The sequence below is a fragment of the Methylophilus sp. Q8 genome (genome assembly GCF_000800115.1).
In the GTDB taxonomy this organism is placed as follows: Bacteria; Pseudomonadota; Gammaproteobacteria; order Burkholderiales; family Methylophilaceae; genus Methylophilus.
Genome location: NZ_JUHE01000001.1, coordinates 503,133 through 520,635, shown reverse-complemented (window position 1 = coordinate 520,635; position 17,503 = coordinate 503,133). Strand labels below are relative to the sequence as shown.

The window sequence follows — 17,503 nt, the reverse complement described above, 5'->3', positions numbered from 1 at the left end:
ATGGCATTGTATGCGAAAATAGCGGCCATGAAACGCATCCTGATTGTCAAAACCACCTCTATGGGCGACGTGATCCACGCCCTGCCTGTTGTTGAGGATATCCTGCAACACTTTCCTGATGCGCATATTGACTGGCTGGTAGAGGCCAGCTTTGCCGATATTCCACGTCTGCATCCGCGTGTAGCGCAAGTGTTTACTGTCGCCGTGCGTCGCTGGCGCAAACAGTGGTGGCGTCGCCAGACCTGGCGTGAAATTGCCGCCGTGAAACAGGCCGTCGCTGCTCAGCCTTATGATCTGGTGCTGGATTTACAGGGGTTGGTGAAAAGCGCCGTGATGGCGACTTGGGCCCGTGGGCCGTGTCATGGTTACGATAAGCACTCCATTCGCGAGCCATTGGCCAGCCGGTTTTATCAGCATCGGTATGCTATTAGTTATCGCCAGCATGCTGTCGTGCGTATGCGCACGCTGGCAGCGCTGGCGCTCGGCTATGCCGTGCCGCAAAATAAGCCTGCTTATGGGCTGGCAGGCCTGGATCAGCACGCGCCAGCCGAGGCTTTTCTGGCGCTGCATGCGACTAGCCGCGATAGTAAGTTATGGCCTGAAGAGCACTGGGTGGCTTTGGGGCAGCACTATGCCAGGCAAGGTTTGCATATGTGGTTGCCTTGGGCCAGTGATAGCGAAAAAGCGCGTGCTGAAAGAATTGCAGCACTGGTCTCGCAAGCCCAAGTACCGCAAGCGCTGGTGCTGCCTAAGCTCAGCCTGCAACAACTCGCCAGCCAGATGCCGCAAGTGCGCTTCGCTGTGGGGGTGGATACCGGTTTATCACACCTGGCTGCGGCGCTGGATATCCCCATCGTTGCTATTTATACCGATACCGAGCCTGCATTTACCGGCGTGGCTGGTGGGCGTGTGGCAGCTGCCGTCAATTTGGGTGGCAAAGGGCAATTGCCTGCTGTGGCAGAGGTGATTGCTGAAGTCTCTGCTATGGTGCGTTCAGTTTCTGGCCACATTTAAAAAATCACACACAAATTCACGCTTTACCCTTGAAATCAGTAGGGGCATCCCCAACCTTGGAAAGATATTGAGAGAAAAATGTTTCTATTGACATCTCTCACAGTGAATAGTGTTGAATAAGAAGGGGAGCCCCATGCAAGAACCAAATACACCTTCCGAGGTGCCCGCAAACGAATCCGCTGTGCATGAAGAGGTGCAAGCCAGCGTGACTGATGCACACGAAGCACGCATTGTGGCCCTGGAAGCCGCGTTGGAAGAAGCCAAAGCACAAGTGTTGTATGTCAAAGCCGAAGGTGAAAATATTCGTCGCCGTGCTGCGGATGATATTGATAAGGCACGCAAGTTTGCGCTGGAAAAATTCAGTGGTGAACTGCTGGCAGTGAAAGATAGCCTGGATGCGGCCTTAGCGGTTGAAAGCGAAGAAGTGGCCAGTTATAAAAACGGCGTCGAGCTGACAGCCAAGCAACTGCTCAGCGTGTTCGAGAAATTCAATATTGCTGAAATTAACCCGCTGGGCGAAAAGTTTGACCCGAACAAGCATCAGGCCATCAGCATGGTGCCCGCCGAAGGTGAGCCGAATACCGTGTTGAGCGTACTGCAAAAAGGCTACAGCCTGAATGAGCGTGTATTGCGTCCAGCCTTGGTCACGGTGATTCAGGCCAAGTAAAACTAAAAACCATTTAAAGAACAGGGGCTTGAAATCTTTCACAGCATCCCAATGTTCACTGCATCAGCAGATTAAAGATTAACGAATTTAAGGAACATATAATATGGCAAAAATTATCGGTATCGACTTGGGGACAACCAACTCCTGCGTCGCCGTGATGGAAGGTGGCAAGCCACGCGTGATTGAGAATGCGGAAGGTGCGCGTACCACGCCTTCTATCATCGCGTATCAGGAAGATGGCGAAATTCTGGTCGGCGCCCCGGCAAAACGCCAGGCAGTGACCAACCCTAAAAATACCCTGTTTGCGGTCAAGCGTTTGATCGGCCGTCGTTTTGACGAAAAAGAAGTGCAAAAAGACATCGACCTGATGCCTTACACCATTGCTAAAGCAGACAACGGTGATGCATGGGTAGAAGTGCGTGGCAACAAACAGGCGCCACCGCAAATCTCCGCTGAAGTCTTGCGCAAAATGAAAAAAACCGCCGAAGACTACCTGGGCGAAGAAGTGACTGAAGCCGTGATTACCGTACCGGCTTACTTTAACGACAGCCAGCGTCAGGCAACCAAGGATGCAGGCCGTATTGCTGGCCTGGATGTGAAACGTATCATCAACGAACCAACCGCAGCGGCTTTGGCATTCGGTATGGACAAACAGGAAGGTGACCGCAAGATTGCTGTCTACGACCTGGGTGGCGGTACATTTGATATTTCGATTATCGAAATTACTGAAATCGATGGCGAGCACCAGTTTGAAGTGTTGTCTACCAACGGTGACACCTTCTTGGGTGGTGAGGACTTCGATAACCGCATCATCGATTTTCTGGCCGACGAGTTCAAAAAAGAAAACGGTTTGGACCTGCGCAACGATTTGCTGGCCAAGCAGCGTTTGAAAGAAGCGGCTGAAAAAGCCAAGATCGAATTGTCTGGCGCGCAGCAAACCGAAGTCAACCTGCCTTACATTACGGCAGATGCCAGCGGTCCTAAGCACTTGGTGGTGAAAATCACCCGTGCCAAACTGGAGTCCCTGGTTGAAGAGTTGATTGAGCGCACCATTGCGCCATGTAAAACCGCATTGAAAGATGCTGGCGTGTCTCCTTCTGACATTTCTGATGTCATTTTGGTTGGCGGTCAAAGCCGTATGCCAAAAGTGCAAGAAAAAGTGAAAGAGATTTTTGGCAAGGAACCACGTAAAGATGTGAACCCGGACGAAGCCGTAGCGGTAGGTGCTGCGATTCAGGGTGGCGTATTGAAAGGTGACGTTAAAGACGTGTTGTTGCTGGACGTGTCTCCATTGTCACTGGGGATTGAAACGCTGGGCAGCGTGATGACCAAGCTGATCAAGAAAAACACCACGATTCCTACCAAGGCGTCACAAGTGTTTTCAACTGCTGAAGACAACCAGAACGCCGTGACCATTCATGTGCTGCAAGGTGAGCGCGAAATGGCGTCCGGCAATAAGAGCCTCGGTCAGTTTAACCTGAGTGACATTCCACCGTCACCACGCGGCATGCCGCAAATTGAAGTGACGTTTGACATCGATGCCAACGGTATTCTGCATGTGTCTGCCAAAGACAAAGCGACTGGCAAAGAGAACAAGATCACTATCAAGGCCAACTCCGGTTTGTCTGAAGAAGAAATTCAGCGCATGGAAGAAGATGCGGCTAAATATGCTGATGAAGACAAAAAACTGCGTGAACTGGTCGATGCCCGTAACCAGGCTGACAGCGTATTACACAGCGTGAAAAAATCGCTGGCTGAACATGGCGACAAGATTGAAGCCGATGAAAAAGCCAAGATCGAGGACGCGATTAAAGAGCTGGAAGCGGTGGCCAAGGATGGCGATGACAAAGAAGTGATCGAAGCCAAAACCAATGCCTTGATGGAAGCTTCGCAAAAACTGGGTGAAAAAGTCTACGCTGAACAACAGGCGCAGGCTAACACCGAGAGCGCACAGCAAGCGGAAGGCGAAAAAACGGTTGAAGGCGATGTGGTGGATGCCGAGTTTGAAGAAGTGAAGAAAGACTAAGCTTGAAAGAGGCGAGTATTTAGGTGCTCGCCCTTTTTTCAATGATGCCGGCAAACACACTACGCTGATCGCGGGTGTGTTTGTCTTTATGGCGCAAGCGCATTAAACGGAAAAACTATGGCAGCCGCAAAAAAAGATTATTACGAAGTGTTAGGTGTAAACCGTGATGCCAGCGAAGAGGAAATTAAAAAAGCCTTTAAGAAGCTGGCCATGAAGTTTCACCCTGACCGTAACCCGGATAACCCGAAAGCTGAAGAAAGTTTTAAAGAAGCCAAAGAGGCTTATGAGATTCTGAGCGACGACCAGAAGCGTGCCGCCTATGACCAGTATGGCCACGCCGGGGTTGACCCTAGCATGGGTGGTGGTTTTGGCGGCTTTAACTCCGGCAATTTCAGTGACGCATTCGGCGATATTTTTGGTGATATTTTCGGCGGTGCGCGTAATCAGCGTTCTAATGTGTATCGTGGCGCTGACTTGCGTTACAACCTGGAAATTTCACTCGAAGATGCCGCCAAAGGCACCGAAACCAAGATTCGCATCCCGGTGCAAACCAGCTGCGAAACCTGTCATGGCTCGGGTGCGCGTCCAGGCACCTCGCCTGTCACTTGTACCACGTGTAATGGTCATGGCCAGGTGCGCATGCAGCAGGGTTTCTTCTCTGTGCAGCAAACTTGCCCTAAATGTCATGGCACCGGCAAAATGGTGAAAGAGCCTTGCCCGACCTGCCATGGTGGCGGCCGTGTGAAACAAAATAAAACCTTGAACGTTAAAATCCCGGCTGGTGTCGACGAAGGCGATCGTATCCGCCTCAGCGGCGAGGGCGAGGCGGGTGTCAATGGTGGACCAACCGGTGACTTGTACGTTGTCGTGCATCTCAAAGAACATCCGATTTTCCAGCGCGAAGGCGCAAACCTGCATTGCGAAATGCCGATCAGTTTTAGCACGGCAGCGTTGGGTGGTGAAATTGAAGTGCCGACGCTGGATGGCGCAGCCAAGATGAAAATCCCGGTTGAAACACAAACCGGTAGCGTGTTCCGCTTACGCGGCAAAGGTATCAAACCGTTACGTTCCAGCGAGCATGGTGACCTGATGGTACATGTAGTGGTTGAAACCCCGGTGCGTCTGACAGAAAAACAGAAAGACCTGTTGCGTGAATTTGAAAGCAGCACCCAGGCTGATGCGGGCAAACACAGCCCCAAGAATAAAAGCTGGGTAGATAAAGCGCGCGACTTTTTCAGTTAATCAATTTGTCACAGGGTGGCCGATAGTCTGGCGGGTAAAACCCTGCTAAACTATCGGCCACTTATTTTTTACCGTTTTGCGTTAAACGGTGTCTGCAAGTTGTTGTTTTTATTAAAGTTACAATTTAATAACAATTGAATTTTGCCTTTTACAATTCAGTTACAGCTTGGTCAAATTACTGCAATAACTCCTCCCTATACTGGACTCATCTTTAAACGAAACACAAAATGTTTTGTTTGATGGCTGGTTTAGTTGATCTTCAACGACTAGCATTGATTTCCTCCTGATCCAAACCCCCTTTTAACCCGCATTAGCGGGTTTCTTTTTTTCTACCTGCACATTCTCCATGCACAAGCTCGCCGCGAGCGGGGTGGTCTCTGCTGTCAACATCGTTTATGATGACATGCATCGCTTGCAACATTTTGATGTTTAACACCGTGCCGAGCAAACTTGATCATGTTGAAAATTGCTATTTTTAATCAGAAAGCCGGAGTGGGTGCGACCACCACTGCACTTAATCTGGCCGCTGCCAGTTATCGTAAAAAGCGTCAGGTCGCCTTGCTGGACATGGACCCGCAAGCCAGGCTCACCGAGATGTATAAGCACACCGGCCTGGATGTACAACAGCACTTGTTCAGGTTTTATCAGGATGCGACACCGCTGGATACTTTGTGCCAGCCTTTACGTAATGGCCTGCAATTGATTCCGGCCAACTCTGAATTAATGAAGGTCGATTCACAGTTTGGTCGTGGCCCGGCGACATTAGGCAGGCTGGGCCAAGGCTTGCGCGTTCTCGAAGACGCACAACCGGCGCTGGAAGTCTTTATGGATTGTTGCCCGTGTGTGGGGGTGATTTCACTGAGTGCAGTATTTGCCAGTGATCTGGTGCTGGTGCCGGTATCCACCGATTATCTGTCTATCAATTCTGCCGTCAAAATGGATAAGGCGCTGAATGCCTTACAACCGGTGTTAAAACGCAAAATACAGCGCCGCTATTTACTCACGCGTGCCGATAAACACAAGGCGATGGCCACTGAGGTAGAGCAGGAAATGCGCCGCCTGTTTGGCAGCGAGGTGCTGATCAGCAAGATACATGAGCATGCTGCATTGGCCGAGAGTGCGCGCATGGGGCAACACGTGTTTGAGTATGATGCCGACAGTGCTGCCGCGCAAGATTACATGGCGTTGTATTACGAGTTGCAGGATGTGATCAAGCAATTGCCACGCCCTGAACTGCTGGCCGCTTAAGCGACTAAGAATCCCGGCGGCTACTCAGCCATTGCCGTCGCCAGAACACCAGCAACATCGCCACCGCAATCAGTAACATCATCAATATTGCCCACCAAAAGCCATCGGGGTCTTTTAACCACGGCATTTCGTTAAAGTTCATGCCAAAGATCCCCGCGATCAGAGTGGCCGGCATAAACAGCATGGCGACGACGGTCAGCGCACGTACCTCCAGATTCACGCGCTGGCTGAGGCTGGTCATGTATATATCCATCAGGCCACTTAAGGTGTCGCGAATCGCTTCCAGTGATTCTGTGAAATGCACGGTATGGTCATACAGGTCACGCAAATAAGGCACCGTTTGCGGACTAAAAAATCCGTGTTCATTACGAATCAGGCTATTCAGTACTTCACGCAATGGCCACACCGCGCGCCGCAGCTGTATCGTGACATGTTTGAGGCGGTGGATATTCTGCAAGTCTTCCGGGCTGGGACGATCCAGTAATTGGTTTTCAAGTTGCTCGGCATCTTCATTAATGGCTTCCAGCACCTGAAAGTAACGTTCCATCAGGCTATCCAGCAAGGCGTAGCATAAATAGTCAGGACTGCTCTGGCGCAGTAAGGCCTGGCCCTGGCGCAAGCGTTCGCGTACTGGCTCAAAGCTGCCGGAAGGCCTTTCCTGGAAAGTGAGCAGCCACTCACGTCCCAAAGCCATGCTGATTTGCTCAGAGCTGACGCTCATGCTTTCTGTATCATAGTAAAACAGGCGTGTTTCCAGAAACAGGTAGTCCGGATAGGTGTCGAGTTTAGGCCGCTGCTCGGTATTTAAAATATCATCCAGTACCAGCGGGTGCAATTTGAACCGGCGGGCGACCGCTTGTAACAAGGGAATATCAAGTACGCCATGCACATTGATCCAGGCGACATGCCCGGCGGGTGGCTGCCAATTGACGATCTCCTGCATGGTGAGTTGGGCTGACAGGATATCTTGCGCGTTGTAGCAAATTTTATGGATACAGGCAGCAGGTAGGGGCGGACCTGCAGGGTTCTCGATGAGTGCCGGGTTATCGGCGCCCAGCAGTCTGTGCTTGCGGTGCGTATGTTTACGTTTTGCCATTGTCATCCCAGGTAAAATTGCCGTTCCAGCATAAGCGTTCACCGGCTGGAAATCAACCCGCGAACAGGTGGCTGGCCAGTCTATGCTAAAATAAAGAAAATTATTCAGTGGGAAAATCGCATGTCTGGCAATACCATCGGCACCTTGTTTACCTTGACCTCGTTTGGCGAGTCACATGGCCCTGGCATTGGCGGCATTGTCGATGGTTGCCCACCTGGGCTGGAGCTGAGTGCGGCAGATTTACAAGTCGACCTCGACCGCCGCAAACCGGGGACGTCGCGCCATGTGACCCAGCGCGCAGAAGCTGACGAAGTGGAAATTTTGTCTGGGGTGTTTGAAGGTAAAACGACTGGCACGCCGATTGGCTTGTTGATCCGCAATACTGACCAGCGTTCGCAAGATTACAGCAAAATCATGGATACTTTCCGTCCCGGCCATGCGGACTATACCTATACGCAAAAGTACGGCATTCGTGATTACCGTGGCGGTGGCCGTTCCAGCGCACGCGAAACCGCTGTGCGCGTGGCGGCGGGTGCGATTGCCAAAAAATGGCTCAAGCAGCAATACGGCGTGCAGATTCGCGGTTATTTAAGTCAGATTGGCGAAATCAAGATTCCTTTTGTGAGCTGGGATGCACTGGCGCAAGAAGGTAATGCCTTCTTCTCGCCCAATGTCGACATCTTGCCTCAACTGGAAGCTTATATGGACCAGATCCGCAGTGAGCGCGACTCAGTAGGTGCTCAGATTACAGTCGTGGCCGAGAAAGTACCGGTCGGCTTGGGCGAGCCTGTATTTGACCGTCTGGATGCCGATATTGCACACGCCATGATGGGCATTAACGCCGTGAAAGGCGTAGAAATTGGTGCTGGTTTTGCTTCAATTGCCCAGCGTGGTAGCGTGCACAGCGATGAACTGACACCTCAAGGCTTTGCTACCAACCATGCCGGTGGCATTTTGGGTGGCATCTCCAGTGGTCAGGACATTGTCGTCAATGTCGCGTTCAAGCCAACGTCCAGCATCCCGCAACAAAGGCATTCTATCAACCAGGCAGGTGAGGCGGTGATGATGCAAACTACTGGTCGCCACGACCCATGTGTCGGCATCCGTGCGACGCCTATCGTGGAAGCCATGCTGGCGCTGGTGCTGATGGATCATGCCTTGCGCAACCGTGGCCAGAATGCAGACGTGCATTCCAAGGTGCCGACGCTGTAATGTCTTTCAACGCCCAGGCACAGTCTTGGGCGATATTTACCAACGCGCGAGTATGTTATGAGTCACGCCTTACACTTTAATCTCTCGCGTTTCTATTTTATCTATTACTTCTTTGTCGGCGCGTTTGTTCCTTACTGGGGCTTGTACCTGACCGCAGAATCCTTTTCCCCGGCCGATATTGGCATTCTGATGTCCTTGTTCCAGCTGAGCCGTATTGTGGCGCCTAATTTGTGGGGCTGGCTGGCGGATCACACGCGACAGCGTGTGCGCTGGATACGCACCACTGCCTTTCTTGGCTTGCTCGGATTTATCGCCATTTTCTGGGCGCATGATTTCACCACCATGTTTGTAGTGATGATCGCCCTCAGTTTGTTTACCAGCTCGACCTTGCCATTGTCAGAGTCATTGGTACTAGCACATTTGGCCAGCACTAACGGCCATTACAGCAAAATCCGCTTGTGGGGCTCGTGGGGCTTTATTTTTGCCTCGGTGATGTTGGGATATCTGACTGACTGGTTTGGTATTGGTAGCCTGCTCTGGTTTATTTTACTGGTGCAATGTATCTTGTTTGGACTGACGTGGAAGTTGCCTGAAGCGCATGTGCCGCCGCATGCACATGACGATTTCTCCGTGTGGCAAATATTGAAGCAGCCTGCCGTGATTTCGTTGTTAGTGGGTTGCGCCATGATGGTGACAGCGCATGGTCTGATGTACAATTTTTACTCTATCTACCTGGCTGAGCATGGCTACAGCAAAGGCATGATAGGCTGGTTATGGGGACTGGGCGTGATTTGCGAAATTGGCATTTTTATCAAGATGCCTTGGATCATGACACACTTTAAACTCAAAACCATTTTGCTGGCGAGCCTGCTGATTGGCGTGGTGCGTTTTACCATGATGGGCCTGGTGCCGGATCACTTATGGTTATTGTTGCTGGCGCAAACCATGCATGCCTTCACTTTTGGCAGCTTCCATGCGGCATCAGTAGAAGTCGTGACGCAATATTTTAATGGACGCCACCAGGCCAAAGGGCAGGCCATTTATAACAGTGTGGCGTATGGCATCGGCGGGGCGCTGGGTGGTTTGCTGGGCGGGTTTGCCTTGCAATACCTGGGTGGGCAACTGACGTTTACCCTGGCGGCTTTATTTCCGCTACTCGGTGCCATTATTGTGGCACTTGGCTTGCATCTATCGCAACCCTATGCCCGTAAAGGCATGTTTAGCCATTGATGCAATGACAGCCGATCAAAGTAAAACAGCCCGCATGCGGGCTGTTTTTATTTCTACTGCGACGATTAATTGACGCGTTTATCGCGCTCAATCAGAGCGTACGCGCTGTGGTTGTGGATAGATTCAAAGTTCTCTGATTCGACCACATATTTCACAATGCGTTTCTCATCATTAAGCTGTGCCGCGACGTCGCGCACCATATCTTCAACGAATTTTGGATTGTCATAAGCACGCTCGGTCACAAACTTTTCATCCGGGCGTTTGAGCAAACCATACAGCTGGCAAGAGGCCTGATCTTCAATCAGTGTCACCAGGTCTTCCAGCCACATAAAGTCATTCAAGAGGGCTGTCACTGTGACATGCGAGCGCTGATTGTGTGCGCCATAGTCGGAGATTTTTTTACTGCATGGACACAGGCTGGTGACTGGCACCATGACTTTGACGGTGATTTCAAAATTACCTTGTTTGATCTCACCAATAAAGGTCACATCATAATCCAGCAAGCTTTTGACGCCGGAAACCGGCGCGGCTTTATTGATGAAATAAGGGAAACGCATTTCCACATAACCGGATTCAGCTTCCAGCCGTTCTACCATTTGACGCAAAATGGTTTCGAATGAGTCGATCGAAATGGCGTGCTCATTCATGTTCAAAATCTCGACAAAGCGAGACATATGCGTGCCTTTGAAGTTATGTGGCAAATGCACATACATATCAAACAGGGCCACAGTATGTTGCTCACCACCAGATTTGTCTTTGACAATCACCGGGTGGCGAATAGATTTGATACCGACTTTGTTGATATCCAGTCTACGCACGTCTGGCGTATTCTGTACATCTTCGATCGTTGTGGGGATCACGGGTTGATTCATCAGGGTTCCATCGCGGGCATTCCCGCCTGTTAATTAATAGTTGAGTTTACTACTCGGAAATTAATTTCTCAATAGCAGACTTGATACCGTTATGGTCTAGACCACATTCGGCCAGCATAGTTTCGTGGCTGCCATGCTCGATGAATTGGTCTGGCAAGCCGAGGCAGCGTATCGGTTTGACCAGGCCATGTGCTTGCAAACATTCCATCACAGCCGCGCCAGCGCCACCCATCACGGCATTTTCTTCCACAGTGAGCAGGTAATCGTGCGTGCGCGCCATTTCCAGCACCATGGCTTCATCTAGTGGTTTGATAAAACGCATATTGACTACGCTGGCATCGAAGGCTTCTGCTGCTTGTAGCGCTGGTTGCAGCATGCTGCCAAAAGCCAGAATGGCGACTTTTTTACCGTGGCGCACCAAGTGTGCTTTGCCGATAGGCAGTGATTCTAAGGCTGGCGAAATACTCGCGCCTATGCCACTGCCGCGAGGGTAACGCACGGCGGCAGTGCCCGGATACTGGTAGCCTGTCGTCAGCATTTGGCGGCACTCGTTTTCATCGCTAGGCGCCATGATGACGATATTGGGGATGCAACGCAAAAAGCTTAAATCAAAGCTGCCAGCATGTGTCGGGCCATCGGCGCCAACCAGGCCAGCACGGTCAATCGCCAGTAATACGTCCAGGTCTTGCAAGGCGATATCATGAATCAATTGGTCATACGCGCGTTGCAAAAATGTCGAATAAATCGCCACCACCGGTTTCAGGCCGTCACAGGCCATGCCCGCAGCAAATGTCAGGGCATGTTGCTCGGCAATGCCCACATCAAAATAGCGTTGTGGATAGGCTTCAGCAAAACGGTTGAGGCCGGAACCATCACACATGGCAGGCGTGATGCCGACCAGTTTGTCATCTGCTGCGGCCATGTCGACCAGCCAGTCGCCGAATATTTGCGTATAACTTGGTCGCTCGCTATGGCTCAGGCTATGTCCGTTTTGCGGGTCAAACTTGCTCACGCCATGGTATTTGTTCGGATTCGCTTCGGCCGGGCTGTAGCCTTTGCCTTTTTGTGTCACGACATGCAAAAATTGCGGGCCTTGCAGCTGGCGGATATTGCCCAGCGTATCGATCAGGGTGTCGATATCGTGGCCGTCAATCGGGCCAATATAGTTGAAACCGAATTCTTCAAATAGCGTGCCTGGCGTCACCATGCCTTTGGCATGTTCTTCGGCACGTCGCGCAAATTCCTTCACCGGCGGCATGATGTCCAGCACTTTTTTGCCGCTGCGGCGCACGCTGTCATACAGTTTGCCGGACATTAAACGCGCAAGGTAATTGTTGAGCGCGCCGACGTTGTTGGAGATGCTCATGTCGTTATCATTGAGGATCACCAAAATGTTGGTATCCATATCGCCAGCATTGTTCAACGCTTCAAATGCCATGCCAGCAGTCATGGCGCCATCGCCAATGATCGCCACGCTACGGCGATTAGAGCCTTGCGCTTTCGCTGCTACTGCCATGCCTAATGCGGCCGAAATCGAGGTGCTGGAATGGCCGGTGCCAAACGTGTCGTACTCACTCTCATCACGCTTGGGAAAGCCAGCAATGCCTCCCGCTTTGCGCAAATTAGCCATGGCTTCGCGGCGGCCAGTTAAAATTTTGTGCGGGTAGGTTTGGTGGCCAACATCCCACACCAGGCGGTCGTCCGGGGTGTTGTAGATGTAATGTAATGCGATGGTGAGTTCAACCACGCCCAGGTTAGAGGCCAGATGGCCGCCCGTTTGTGACACGCTTTGAATCAGGAATGCGCGCAGTTCTGCGGCCAGCACTTTGAGCTGCGAGCGCTCCAGCGTGCGGAGGTCGGTAGGGGAGTCAATGCGGGACAGCAGCGAAGTCATGATTAAAATGGGCGCTCACAAATAAATTTGGCAATGCCGCGTAGCGGGTCTGCCTGCGGGCCGAAGCTCGCCAGTAACTGCAATGTTTGCGCGTACAGGGTGTTTACCAGCGCTTTCGCCTCTTCCAAACCAAGCAGGCTGACGTAGGTCGATTTTTCCTGTAAAGCATCTTTGCCTGCGGTTTTGCCCAGTGTCTGTGTATCTGCGGTGGCGTCGAGAATATCATCGACCACCTGGAATGCCAGCCCCATATGCTGACTATATTGCTCTAAGGTCGTGATGAGTTGCTGATGCGTGTGATCCGCCGCATAAGCGCCCAATAACGCCGCCGCTTCAATCAGGGCGCCCGTTTTGTACTGGTGCATAGTTTGCAATGCCTCACGTGACAGCAATTTGCCGGTGCTTTGCAAGTCTATGCTCTGGCCGCCACACATGCCGCGCGAACCGGTCGCTGTTGCCAATACCTGCACTTGTTTTAAAGCTTGCGGTGCACTGGTGCTGGCCAGGCATTCAAAGGCCTGGCTTTGTAATGCATCGCCCACCAGTAAGGCGGTCGCATCGTCATATTGTTTGTGGCAGCTAGGCTTGCCACGGCGCAGGTCGTCATCGTCCATGCACGGCATATCATCATGCACCAGTGAAAAGGCGTGGATCAGTTCCACTGCCGCTGCTGATGCATCCGCCGCGTTTGGTGTCGCCCCAGCCAGTTCTGCCGCAGCATAACTTAACAAGGCGCGCACACGCTTGCCCCCGCCTAGCACCGCATAACGCATGGCCTCATGCAGGCGGCCAGGCAACGTGCCCTCACTTGGCAGTGTACGTGACAATACCTCTTCAACGCGTTGCTGATGTGCGTTGGCCCAATGATCAAAAACAAATGGAGGCTGAGTCATGACGAAAGACAAAAGAAAGCAGGCGCGTTAATTGGCCTCAAAAGGAGTTAGCTGTTGCTGCTGGTTCAAGATCATCACGGTTTGTTCGGCTTGCTGCAGTGATTCCTGGCACACTTGTAATAGTTGCATGCCCTCAGTGTAAGCCGTTAATGCGGCTTCCAGTGGCAGTTCGCCAGACTCCATACTTTTAACGATGGACTCCAATGCTGCCAGTCGCTCAGCAAAAGTTTGTTGATCATTCACCGTAGACGGTGACTTTTTGGAAGCACTCATGAAAATTAGCCTGTGAAAACGCCAGCTATTTTAACAAAACTCCCCAAGCTTGCGGGATTATTCTCATGTGTCCGAGGGATAGATCAGGCAGGTAAAACGCGCAGCAGAAATTGGCGAATATAGTTGATTTCTTCTTCACATACACTGTGCGGCATGTCGTATTCGTGCCATTCCACTGCGTAACCTGCTGCTTCTAGTGTTTGTCGCGAAGATTGCGCGGTGGCTAGGGTAATGACACTGTCTTGTCGTCCATGTGCCATCCAGATCGGTAATCGCTGGTTTGCTGGATGCTGTTTTTCTTTGAGTTGCTTCTTTAAGGGCAAGTAAGTGGAGAGCGCCAATACGCCAGCCAACGGTTGATCAAAGCGCGTTGCTGTGTGCAAAGCCATTGCGCCACCCTGTGAAAAGCCCGCCAACAAAATACGTTGCGACGGAATGCCCCGTGCAATCTCTGCTTCAATCATGGCGTTGATTGTGAGTTGCATATTGTTGATGCCAACTTCATCTTGAGTGCTTTCTGACTGCAACCCAAAAATGTCATACCAGGCACGCATTTCGTAACCGTTATTGAGGGTAACAGGCCTATAAGGCGCATGTGGCAGGATAAATTTAATGTGTGGCAGATTGAGCATTTGAACCACGGGCTCAAAGTCATGGCCGTCAGCGCCTAGGCCGTGCATCCAAATGATGCATGCGTCTTTCGCTTGCGGATGTTTGATGATGCTTTCTAACACTCGATCTACCTAGTTTTATGACCGCTGAAGTTTAGCAAAAAAAGAGTGGTTATTCGAGTTGAGGTTAAATTAAAAGTCAGGACTTGGTACAAAGGCCGTTGTTGGTTAGGTCGCAAGTGATTGCTTTTCCAGTACCTATTCTTATTGGGATGGCTTGTAAACTAGTGGCGATTGGACTGGGGATTGTTATTTGTTGGCAGGCTGATGCGATGTGGGTAGGTAAGTCAGGATGATGTGTAGAAATGGCAATAGAAACAGATTGTGCGTAGTTTTGGGCTTCGGCGAGGCACGCGTTGTCCGCTGCTTCATGAGTGTATTCTTGATAGTTTGGAATAGCGATAGCAGCAAGAATTCCAATAATGGCGATCGCAATCACCAACTCGATTAATGTAAAGCCTGACTGCCGAATAAGTGCTTTTTGATTAAGCATTCCTAATCCCGTCGGTTCTAAATAAAGAGCCCCTGCTAGGCAGGGGCTCTTTATTGATTTAGCAGGGTGCAAAACTGCAACCAGCAGAGTTCAGTTAAGGTTTAACAACTGTGCAAGCGCCTGCGTTAGACATTAAGCAAGAAACTGTAGCGCCAGTCCCGCTTCTAGGAGTAAAGACTAATGCAGTAGCACTAGCAGGGTCAGTTGGTTTGGCTGGTGCAGCGGAGCAATTACCAGTAGTCGTGTTGTAATCAGGCACTGTATTGCCTAACACTAATTGTGCATAAGCACGTTTAGACCATGCTGTGGCCTCTTCCATACATGCGCCATCATGTGCGGACTCTACGTAGTCTGTATAGGCTGGAATCGCCACTGAAGCCAAAATACCAATAATTGCAACAACGATCATCAATTCAATCAGAGTAAAACCTTGTTGTACGTGTTTTTTCATTATGTTTTCCTTTTGAGTCAAGTTTAAAGTGAACATCTTCTGTTTCATTCACTGCTTTTCCAACAGTGTTCGCTAAACCCTAAAGCAACAGCTGTGCCAGCTCCTAATTTCTGTTGTTAACTTGTTGAAAAATATGAATTAAAGGGTTTTTATGCTTTATTTCTTCGAATTGAATTCAAGATCTTTTGGCTAGGCGGGCAAAATAAAAGATGACGTAAAGTGACAGCGATCGCCAATCTTTGGCAATGCAGGTGATGTTTTTGGTCAGGGGGGGGCAGAGCGGGTGCTTCAGATGCAAAAAAGGGATTGTGTGGTACACAATCCCTTTATTTGGTGTCAGTGTTTAGCTTTTGACCAAACACTGCATTTGCAAAAACTGTTGTTTACAACGTAAGACTTACCAGAACTTCCACCAGGGTTTACTGTTGCCTTGCGTGCGCTTACCAGAACCCTGGCTAATTACTTTCCCGATTCGGCAACCTTTTTCAGACTTTCCAGACCAGCATCAAAATAATCGTTGACTGCTTTGGTTGCAGCGTCGTCATTTTGTTCAGGTTTTGGGATGTTTGAAGAGTCGGCACGTGTGTAGCTGCCTTTAACCGTTACCACTGCTTCGTTGCCGCTGCCGGTCACAGTGATGCTTGGGTAAAAGTTAGACACTTGCAAGGTGCTTTTTTCAATCACGTATTCATATTTCAAGCGCATGCCTGCATCGTCGGCAGAGCGCAGTTTTTCGTACATCACGCCGCCGTTTTTCAGTTTAACGGTGCGGTAAGTGGCGTCATCACCGTTTTCATCTTTTTTCTGCTCGACAGTGGTTGATTCAACGCCTGCGTGCCAAGCTTGTACATTGCCAAAGTCTTTGAGCAATGCCCAGACTTTTGCCGGTGCTGCCTTGATGGTGACGGTTTTTTCAAAACGTAACGCAGCCGCACCGTGTGCGCCAGCAGTCAGAGGGATCAGCGGCAATAAAGAAACAGCAATAATGCCTAGAATTTTTTTCATTACATTTCTCCTGATATTTACAGACTTTCAAAACTAAAAGTAAGCGGTACTTGATAAAAGTAGGCAGTCTTGGAGTTTCAAAAACAACCCGTGACTTTACCTAAAAAAAAGCTTCTTTGCGACTAATTCATGGGTCATCCTGTGAAAAAAACAAATTTTATTTGGCCTGGAGTATAAATTGTCCAAATGACCGGCATAGTTTGGGGCTGGCAATGGTGTGGGTGACGGTATTTGTCTGAGCGTCAATCATTGAAACGCTGTCTGATCCCCAATTGGCGACGACGATTTGATTGGTCGCTTTGTCATACTCAATCCCTTCAGGGAACTCGCCGACGGTAACCGTTTTCACGGTTTTGCCTGTGTTTAAATCAATCACCGAAACGCTTTCTGCATGATTGTTGCTGACATAGGCCCAGCGACTGTCCGGGCTAATGGCCACGCCATAAGGGTGTTGCCCGGTTTTCACTGTGCTTGATTGATAGGTATCCACATTCAGTAAGGTGAGTGTGTTGCTGACCACATTGACGACGAACAGTGTGCGGCCATCAGGACTGAGCGTTAACGCGAACGGGTGCAAGCCGACCTGGATTTGCGCCAGCGTTTTCAGCGTATTGGTGTCGACAACGGTAATGTCGTTGCTATCGCGGTTGGCAATAAACAATTTTTTGTTGTCTGCGCTGACCAGCATGCCTGACGGTGTTTTGCCCGCCTTGAAGGCCTTTTGTTTTTCGGGGTGTGCCGTGTCTACGGCAATCACCTGCTCGCCACCCCAGTCGGCCACATATAAGGTGCGTTCATCTCGGCTGAGTGTGATGCCAACGGCTTGTACTGGCACCGGGATGTCTTGCACCTTTTGCTGGGTATGGCTGTTGATGACGGAGACGCTTTGGCTATTGGCATTGCTGATGTAAACGCGTTGCTGTTTTGCCGCAATCGCTACACCCACTGGCGCTTTACCAACGTCTATCGTCTGTATGACCTGTTTTTTTTGCGTGTCGACTACCGATACTGTGTCACTGCCCTGGTTGGTGATGTAGGCTAAATTACCTGCGTGACTGAGTGCGCTCCACGCGAATAGCAAGAGCAGGCTACTGCACTGTTGGTGCAGCCGATGTTGTTTGGGTGCGTGAGAGGTGTGTGTCATTGGCAGGTGCATAAAGATAAAACGGTTGTGAGTGTATCGGGTTGACAGACGTATTAATTATATGACCATAAA

At 50.5% G+C, this 17,503-nt stretch carries 17 protein-coding genes; 7 read left to right on the top strand and 10 right to left on the bottom strand.

The window, feature by feature from the left end; translation table 11 throughout:
• The 5 genes from waaC to GQ52_RS02570 all read left to right on the top strand — a co-directional run bounded on the left by waaC (position 1) and on the right by GQ52_RS02570 (position 6,197).
• Positions 1-1,014, top strand: coding sequence for a lipopolysaccharide heptosyltransferase I (gene waaC, locus GQ52_RS02590; RefSeq protein ID WP_047514894.1), 1,014 nt, complete (start codon positions 1-3; stop codon positions 1,012-1,014).
• Between the two features lie 133 nt (positions 1,015-1,147).
• On the top strand, positions 1,148-1,681 hold the full coding sequence (gene grpE / locus GQ52_RS02585) for a nucleotide exchange factor GrpE (RefSeq protein ID WP_047514891.1): 534 nt from the start codon (positions 1,148-1,150) through the stop codon (positions 1,679-1,681).
• Between the two features lie 103 nt (positions 1,682-1,784).
• Entirely contained in the window at positions 1,785-3,707 is a 1,923-nt protein-coding gene (gene dnaK / locus GQ52_RS02580) for a molecular chaperone DnaK (RefSeq protein ID WP_019881334.1), read from the top strand.
• A gap of 117 nt (positions 3,708-3,824) precedes the next feature.
• Positions 3,825-4,949 (top strand): molecular chaperone DnaJ, encoded by a 1,125-nt coding sequence (dnaJ, locus tag GQ52_RS02575; RefSeq protein WP_024929426.1) that lies wholly within the window; start codon positions 3,825-3,827, stop codon positions 4,947-4,949.
• A gap of 456 nt (positions 4,950-5,405) precedes the next feature.
• Positions 5,406-6,197, top strand: a complete 792-nt coding sequence (locus tag GQ52_RS02570) for a ParA family protein (RefSeq protein ID WP_047514886.1) — start codon at positions 5,406-5,408, stop codon at positions 6,195-6,197.
• Between the two features lie 4 nt (positions 6,198-6,201).
• Here GQ52_RS02570 and corA read toward each other — a convergent pair whose 3' ends face one another.
• Complete coding sequence (gene corA / locus GQ52_RS02565; protein WP_047514883.1) at positions 6,202-7,293, bottom strand: magnesium/cobalt transporter CorA; 1,092 nt, start codon at positions 7,291-7,293, stop codon at positions 6,202-6,204.
• Between the two features lie 120 nt (positions 7,294-7,413).
• Between corA and aroC the strand changes: the two genes are divergently transcribed.
• The gene (aroC, locus tag GQ52_RS02560; protein ID WP_047514880.1) at positions 7,414-8,505 is read left to right on the top strand and encodes a chorismate synthase; all 1,092 of its coding nucleotides are present in this window, start codon (positions 7,414-7,416) and stop codon (positions 8,503-8,505) included.
• Positions 8,506-8,562: 57 nt separating this feature from the next.
• The gene (locus tag GQ52_RS02555; protein WP_047514877.1) at positions 8,563-9,735 is read left to right on the top strand and encodes an MFS transporter; all 1,173 of its coding nucleotides are present in this window, start codon (positions 8,563-8,565) and stop codon (positions 9,733-9,735) included.
• A gap of 65 nt (positions 9,736-9,800) precedes the next feature.
• Here GQ52_RS02555 and folE2 read toward each other — a convergent pair whose 3' ends face one another.
• From folE2 to GQ52_RS02510, 9 genes are all read right to left on the bottom strand, one after another.
• Positions 9,801-10,607 carry a GTP cyclohydrolase FolE2 gene (folE2, locus tag GQ52_RS02550; RefSeq protein WP_019881342.1) on the bottom strand — a complete coding sequence of 269 codons (807 nt, stop codon included), beginning with the start codon at positions 10,605-10,607 and terminating at the stop codon, positions 9,801-9,803.
• A 49-nt stretch (positions 10,608-10,656) separates the two neighbouring features.
• Complete coding sequence (gene dxs, locus GQ52_RS02545; RefSeq protein ID WP_047514873.1) at positions 10,657-12,501, bottom strand: 1-deoxy-D-xylulose-5-phosphate synthase; 1,845 nt, start codon at positions 12,499-12,501, stop codon at positions 10,657-10,659.
• 2 nt (positions 12,502-12,503) lie between these two features.
• Positions 12,504-13,394, bottom strand: coding sequence for a polyprenyl synthetase family protein (locus GQ52_RS02540; protein WP_047514870.1), 891 nt, complete (start codon positions 13,392-13,394; stop codon positions 12,504-12,506).
• A gap of 27 nt (positions 13,395-13,421) precedes the next feature.
• Complete coding sequence (gene xseB, locus GQ52_RS02535) at positions 13,422-13,667, bottom strand: exodeoxyribonuclease VII small subunit (RefSeq protein ID WP_024929433.1); 246 nt, start codon at positions 13,665-13,667, stop codon at positions 13,422-13,424.
• An 83-nt stretch (positions 13,668-13,750) separates the two neighbouring features.
• Positions 13,751-14,401, bottom strand: a complete 651-nt coding sequence (locus GQ52_RS02530; RefSeq protein WP_047514867.1) for an alpha/beta hydrolase — start codon at positions 14,399-14,401, stop codon at positions 13,751-13,753.
• A gap of 76 nt (positions 14,402-14,477) precedes the next feature.
• Positions 14,478-14,831: a prepilin-type N-terminal cleavage/methylation domain-containing protein gene (locus tag GQ52_RS14300; protein ID WP_047514864.1), complete on the bottom strand. Its 354-nt coding sequence runs from the start codon at positions 14,829-14,831 to the stop codon at positions 14,478-14,480.
• A gap of 94 nt (positions 14,832-14,925) precedes the next feature.
• Positions 14,926-15,282: a type IV pilin protein gene (locus GQ52_RS14295; protein WP_047518481.1), complete on the bottom strand. Its 357-nt coding sequence runs from the start codon at positions 15,280-15,282 to the stop codon at positions 14,926-14,928.
• A gap of 459 nt (positions 15,283-15,741) precedes the next feature.
• A complete protein-coding gene (locus tag GQ52_RS02515; RefSeq protein ID WP_024929436.1) occupies positions 15,742-16,287 on the bottom strand; it encodes an SRPBCC family protein in 546 nt (181 codons plus the stop codon).
• 157 nt (positions 16,288-16,444) lie between these two features.
• Positions 16,445-17,431 (bottom strand): beta-propeller fold lactonase family protein, encoded by a 987-nt coding sequence (locus GQ52_RS02510; RefSeq protein WP_047514861.1) that lies wholly within the window; start codon positions 17,429-17,431, stop codon positions 16,445-16,447.
• Positions 17,432-17,503: the final 72 nt, after the last annotated feature.